At 41.3% G+C, this 5,397-nt stretch carries 9 protein-coding genes; 4 read left to right on the top strand and 5 right to left on the bottom strand.

Features of this window, described 5'->3' with window-relative positions:
- The coding region (locus tag Q0688_RS27105) for a transketolase C-terminal domain-containing protein (protein ID WP_299085106.1) at window positions 1–407 on the top strand (407 nt) is incomplete at its 5' end.
- A gap of 1 nt (window position 408) precedes the next feature.
- Here Q0688_RS27105 and Q0688_RS27100 read toward each other — a convergent pair.
- Window positions 409–960 (bottom strand): hypothetical protein, encoded by a 552-nt coding sequence (locus Q0688_RS27100; protein WP_299085102.1) that lies wholly within the window; start codon window positions 958–960, stop codon window positions 409–411.
- Window positions 961–1,266: 306 nt separating this feature from the next.
- Between Q0688_RS27100 and Q0688_RS27095 the strand changes: the two genes are divergently transcribed.
- Window positions 1,267–1,605 (top strand): hypothetical protein, encoded by a 339-nt coding sequence (locus Q0688_RS27095; RefSeq protein WP_299085099.1) that lies wholly within the window; start codon window positions 1,267–1,269, stop codon window positions 1,603–1,605.
- Between the two features lie 20 nt (window positions 1,606–1,625).
- Here Q0688_RS27095 and Q0688_RS27090 read toward each other — a convergent pair whose 3' ends face one another.
- Both Q0688_RS27090 and Q0688_RS27085 read right to left on the bottom strand, forming a co-directional pair.
- A complete protein-coding gene (locus Q0688_RS27090) occupies window positions 1,626–1,955 on the bottom strand; it encodes a hypothetical protein (protein WP_299085096.1) in 330 nt (109 codons plus the stop codon).
- A 2-nt stretch (window positions 1,956–1,957) separates the two neighbouring features.
- On the bottom strand, window positions 1,958–3,100 hold the full coding sequence (locus Q0688_RS27085) for a PLP-dependent aspartate aminotransferase family protein (protein WP_299085093.1): 1,143 nt from the start codon (window positions 3,098–3,100) through the stop codon (window positions 1,958–1,960).
- Window positions 3,101–3,469: 369 nt separating this feature from the next.
- On the opposite strand from Q0688_RS27085, the gene Q0688_RS27080 reads away from it, so the two are divergent.
- Entirely contained in the window at window positions 3,470–4,216 is a 747-nt protein-coding gene (locus Q0688_RS27080; protein WP_299085090.1) for a hypothetical protein, read from the top strand.
- A 24-nt stretch (window positions 4,217–4,240) separates the two neighbouring features.
- On the opposite strand, the gene Q0688_RS27075 is transcribed toward Q0688_RS27080, so the two are convergent.
- Window positions 4,241–4,564, bottom strand: a complete 324-nt coding sequence (locus Q0688_RS27075; protein ID WP_299085088.1) for an HlyU family transcriptional regulator — start codon at window positions 4,562–4,564, stop codon at window positions 4,241–4,243.
- 158 nt (window positions 4,565–4,722) lie between these two features.
- Here Q0688_RS27075 and Q0688_RS27070 point away from each other — a divergent pair, with 158 nt between their 5' ends.
- Window positions 4,723–5,220 carry a hypothetical protein gene (locus Q0688_RS27070; RefSeq protein WP_299085085.1) on the top strand — a complete coding sequence of 166 codons (498 nt, stop codon included), beginning with the start codon at window positions 4,723–4,725 and terminating at the stop codon, window positions 5,218–5,220.
- Window positions 5,221–5,264: 44 nt separating this feature from the next.
- Here Q0688_RS27070 and Q0688_RS27065 read toward each other — a convergent pair.
- Window positions 5,265–5,397, bottom strand: a 133-nt coding sequence (locus tag Q0688_RS27065) for a hypothetical protein (protein ID WP_299085109.1), incomplete at its 5' end; no start/stop codon positions are given.

Here is a 5,397-nt window from a genome sequence, read left to right as displayed (position 1 = left end):
AATCATTAACGGCCCTTGAACTAGGAAAAAGTCGCACCATAAGAAATGGCGAAAAAGTCGCTATCCTTAATTTCGGCATTTTATTGCCTTATGCCCTAGAAGCGGCCGAGCAAATCAACGCCACTGTCATTGATATGCGTTTTGTTAAACCATTAGATACTGAAGTGATTGATGCCCTTGCTGATTCTCATGGGTTGTTTGTGAGCCTCGAAGACGGAGCCATCATGGGAGGCGCTGGTAGTGCTGTAGCAGAGTATTTAATATCCAGTCAACATACTAGCAAGCTAATTCAATTAGGCCTGCCCGATGCCTTTATTATGCAAGGCACCCAGCAGGAAATGTATGCTGAACTAGGTTTAGATAGTGCGGGTATTGTTGCTAAGATATCTGAATTTAATAAAAATTAAACTAAGACGAACAACTCAATTTAGGGCTATAAAACTGGGTGATTTTTTCATATTGTTTAGGGTTATGCCACTGATTACGGATCTTGCAAATATAGGGATAATAAGTATTCACAAGATCTTGAGCGTTGGTATCAAAAAATTGTTTGGCAACATCTTCATCGCATAACTCCATTTCTCGGCACAATATAATTTGCTCATAAAATGTAAAAAGTTGCTCTAAGGCTCCATTTAACTTCTCTTCTTCAATTTGTTTGATTATTTCGTTTTCGTATTTAGTAGATAATTGTACGGCAGATAAAGCGGGATCTTGTAAAATTTGATTCAATTCACCAGTGTGTTTTTCTTGAGACTGAGTGATTTTCACTCTTGCAGCAACCAAAGTACTGTTACCTTGATAACGTTCAACAAAAGCCATAGAGCGGTCAACTCGAACTGCAGATTTGTGCTCAAGATATTGATATATTCCAAACAAGCCACCAATCACAACTGATATTGCTGCCACCCAAGTGCCAGCAACTTCAGCAATTTGTAATTTTATTTCTTGCTCAGTCATTTTTTACAGACTGGTAAGTTTTTGTTCACTAAACAAGGGTTATACCCTCTATCATCACCGTTATCTGATTCAGTTGAGCAAGACTACTCATTAGGATCAACTTCACAATCCTGATTATGATTTCCCTGACGAACTAATTGAAACAGGAACAAAAATATTCCACCGTGTCGTCAGAAGTGTCTTAGGCCCTAGCAACTAAAAATACTTGTAATTAACAATTATACCTAACACTCCACCCATACCTTCAAAATCATATCTACTGACGTTTTCTCCAAAAACCAACATAACATTTTCAGGTAAACCATTATGCATCGGCACTACGGCGTTATTATCAAATGTTTTCTCTCAGCCTTAATATTGGGTATCGTTACACAACTGGCTTTTACCGCAGGGCTTGTTCGGTGGGCAGCCGCACAAGGGAATGATTTTAGCGCAAACTATTGGATGATCGTTAAAGACACTTGGCACAATGACGGATTAACCACCTTTTTAATTTGCATGGCATCAAGCCTGATTATCTACTTAATAATCAGAAAGTTCACGGCCCAACAAGAAACGGCCGAGAAAATTATCACATGGCTCATTATCCCGATCACACTAATTTATAGCGTGATTATGTATCCAAATTTTTCCGATTATCTATAATCAACGACGAACTTAGCTACCTACCCACTACCCAAAGCAGGAATATCCCGCTTGAGATCAGGGGCATCATGAATGAAGGTAACCGTTAACTGCCCCTGAATGGCATTATTTTTATTACCTATTTTTTCTAGTTCAGTACTAGGGTTCAGCGTGGCTTCATCCAACTTTGAAAGGAGCTCTTTATAGGCGGGCACGTCATCTATTTCGAAATTAATCGTTGCTGCCTTATTAGAAAGTAAAGTGTGATCACTTACCCACCCACCGCTCTGGCTAATTGCTGTACTCAATTTATGTATCGCGCTGTGCCGATCCATTGATGTGATAATCGAAATACGAACAAAATTCTTCACGATTACCCCCGAATGGCCGCCTTTAGATCTTCTATCAAATCCTCAACATTCTCAATACCAATGGAAAAACGGAGTAGATCATCAGGAACAGGGGTCCCCTCGCCCTCAACCAGTGCCCTATGCTCAACAAGGCTCTCCACACCGCCCAAAGATGTCGCCCTAACAAAGCGTTTCATGCGCCCCATAATTGCTGCGGTAGTATCTTTTCCACCTTCAAATCGGATAGACAACATTCCGCCAAAACCACCCCTCATTTGTTTGGCGGCCACTTCATGGTTTGCATGGGATGCAAGCCCGGGATAGATCACCTCTTTTACACCAGCGCGCCCATCGAAGTGCTGCGCCAGCTTCATCGCATTTTCACATGCACGTTCAACGCGGATGTGCATGGTTCGCATTCCACGAAGTAGAAGCCAACTTTCAAACGGCCCCAAGATCCCGCCTTGTTGAGCGCGGATTTTACACAGACGCTCCCATCGCTGATCTTCTTTCGCAGCAATTACAGCACCAGCAACAACATCGCTATGGCCATTTATATATTTGGTCGCGGAATGAAATACAAAATCCGCACCAAATTCAATTGGCTTTGTGATCAGTGGCGTTGAAACAGTAGAATCAGCAACCAACTGTGCCCCTACGGAATGCGCCAAATCAGCAGCTTTTCTGATATCGACAACTTCCCAAGTTGGGTTGGCCGGGGTTTCTATCCATAAAATTGCAGTCGGCGCGGCCTTCACCACATCAATCATATCCGCTTCGTTCTGCGGATCATAAAAAGCAAGATCGATATTCCAGTCCGCACAAAAAGAGATAAGCCATGCACGAAGAGACCAATACATAACCGTCGGCGCAACTATCCTGTCGCCGGGACGAAGTGTTTGCACAAGCGCCGTTGCCGCTGCCATCCCAGAACCAAACAACTTACAAGAAGATCCGGCCTCTAGCTCACAAAGAATAGCTTCAGCCATTTCAGCATTTACGCTCTGATCACGTGCGTAAATGCGGTTGCTGTTATAAAGCTCCCCTTGTTCGTTACGGGCAAAGGTTGTTGACGGCTGGATTGGCGGGACAACAGAGCCGCTCTCTTTATCCAGATAATGTCCAGCCTGTGCCAAAAGTGTTTCAGCCTTATCCTTAGTACCCATAACATACTCCTTTATTAATTCAGCCAAACAATAGGCGGAACAAAAAGGAATGAAAACTCTTAGTTTCAGATGCTCAGAATAAATTACTAAAAACCAAGTATCGATAAAAAATCAACATGATAAAATAATTAGGATATTCATATATAACACGCTTAAGGGCTTCTCATATTTTGCTACCCAATAATTTTTGAGTGTTTTCGTTAATGAATGTAAAAAATTAAGAGCTTCGACAAAGAAACAATCTGAAACACATAAGTTGCAATGAACAGCCCCTTGCTTCTTTTTCAACACAGCAGGACAGATTGTGTTATCTTCGAGCTTATAGAGGATGAATATGTGCGGTTTCCCTATAAAAATCCGGAGGCACGAATGACATTTTCCCGACGTAAATTTATTACCGCGCTGACGACACTTGCGGTATCACACCCCCTAACCCCCTCAATAGCCAGCAATAAGAAATCTGATCACGAATCAGATAAAGACAGAAAAGACCTGACAGAAACGTGGCAAAATCCCGGGTTTATACGACTGGAAACCCTCTCAACTTTAATCCAGATAAATAATATTATTATCCTCACTGCCCTCACAGTTTATTTTCTGAAGATAATAAGTCTCAGATCAATAACGCGTAACAATGAAAACAGGCTTTCAGTTCCCAAGTCTGTGCCTCTATTTGGCAGTTTGTTCGAGAAAACATACGACAGCGATGATTTTTCCCCTCAAAACAAGCTGGGCCTTGCCTACACACACAATAATTCATTGATTTTAGATCTTGTTCCAAACAGGCCGCAAGCAGTGACAGAGATCATGCCAGATTTTGATCTGGAACAGGAAATCACCCGCCTGGATCAACAGGTTCCCCCAATTGGTAAAAACCTTATCCTGAATTTAGGAGCAACAAGTTATTCAAGTGAACGCATCGACCTTCTGAATAGTGATTACAGCTATCGGATAGCATCAAACGAAGCCAAGGTCGCGACTGAAGAGAACAGTCAACTGCCACTATTAAGTAAAACGCCACTCATCTCCCATTTTTTTAAAAATAAAGTCGGTGCAGTATATGGTTCCAGAAATCTGCATATACTCGTCAAACCGTCAATTGTTGAAAACAATTAACTCCATAGCTTGCCGCGATTATGGTCAAGCACGACCTGTTGGCTCTCCATTTGCAAACAGTCGTTTACCCTGTTCATCAATAATCTGCCGTCCTTTACGGACTGTAAATTCAACGGCTTCTTCCCGTGTAGGAAAAGTATCTGCCCTCAGAAAAAAGCGTTCCATTTCGGGATCATCCGGATTCTCATTGAGCTTCTTAATATAGCCACTCAAACGCCATTGGCCACTATCGGCTTTATCTGGCGATGGAACAATCGCATAGCCTTCGTACATAACAGGCTCGTCTTTAGACTTAGCCTCCTCTGTATTTTGTGAAGAAAAACCAAAAAGTTTCGAAAAAAATGACATCCAGCCAAAACCCTACCAAAATACACAATGAATATCCTTACTTCTTATTTTATATTACCCAAAGGATACAAAGGTAAAGTTTTACATCAAAATTAAGAATTTGATTACGGCTTTCTACTTATACTTTTCAATGAAAATTGCCATCGAGAGTAGTTAGCGTGACAAAAACGAGATACGAAGTACTTAGGTATTACCCAGTTACATCACCAGATGAACTCATAGGATTAAACAATAAGACGTTGCTAGAGTGGTGGCTTTCCTTTGCCCCCAATATTCCTTTTAAAAGTGACTTTGATATTCTTGATCATATTGACCTGGTGTCAGATATTTTCCTCGTCAAAAGACTCAGCGACACCGATTATGAATTTCGCGTCCACGGAGAAAGCGCCCATAACATTTTTGATGACAACATTGGCAAAACCATAAGTACAAACGGCCCGGAGACAACGGAAAAAGAACGCGAAGATGTTCGCCTCGCCAGATATTATACTGAGTTTTTAAAACAGTCTCATTGTTTTAGGAATGAAGGCAATCTTCCTTTTTTAAAAAAAGAACATATCCGCTTTGAATCATTAGATTGCCCGTTGTTAGATGAAGACAAAAATCCAATCTATATCATTGGCACAATAGCAATTCTTAATGACAAAAATCATTAAAATAAAAGGGAGCAAAAGCTCCCTTTTATTTTCAAACTGCTAGATTATCCAGCAAGCTTCTTTTTAAGTAATTGGTTCACCATACCTGGGTTGGCTTTACCGCCTGTTGCCTTCATCGTCTGACCAACAAACCAGCCAATCAGCTTTTCATTACCGCCACGGAAAGCTTCGACCTGA

It is taken from the genome of uncultured Paraglaciecola sp. (genome assembly GCF_937123705.1).
In the GTDB taxonomy this organism is placed as follows: domain Bacteria; phylum Pseudomonadota; class Gammaproteobacteria; order Enterobacterales; family Alteromonadaceae; genus Paraglaciecola.
This window is presented reverse-complemented; position numbering and strand designations above follow the sequence as displayed.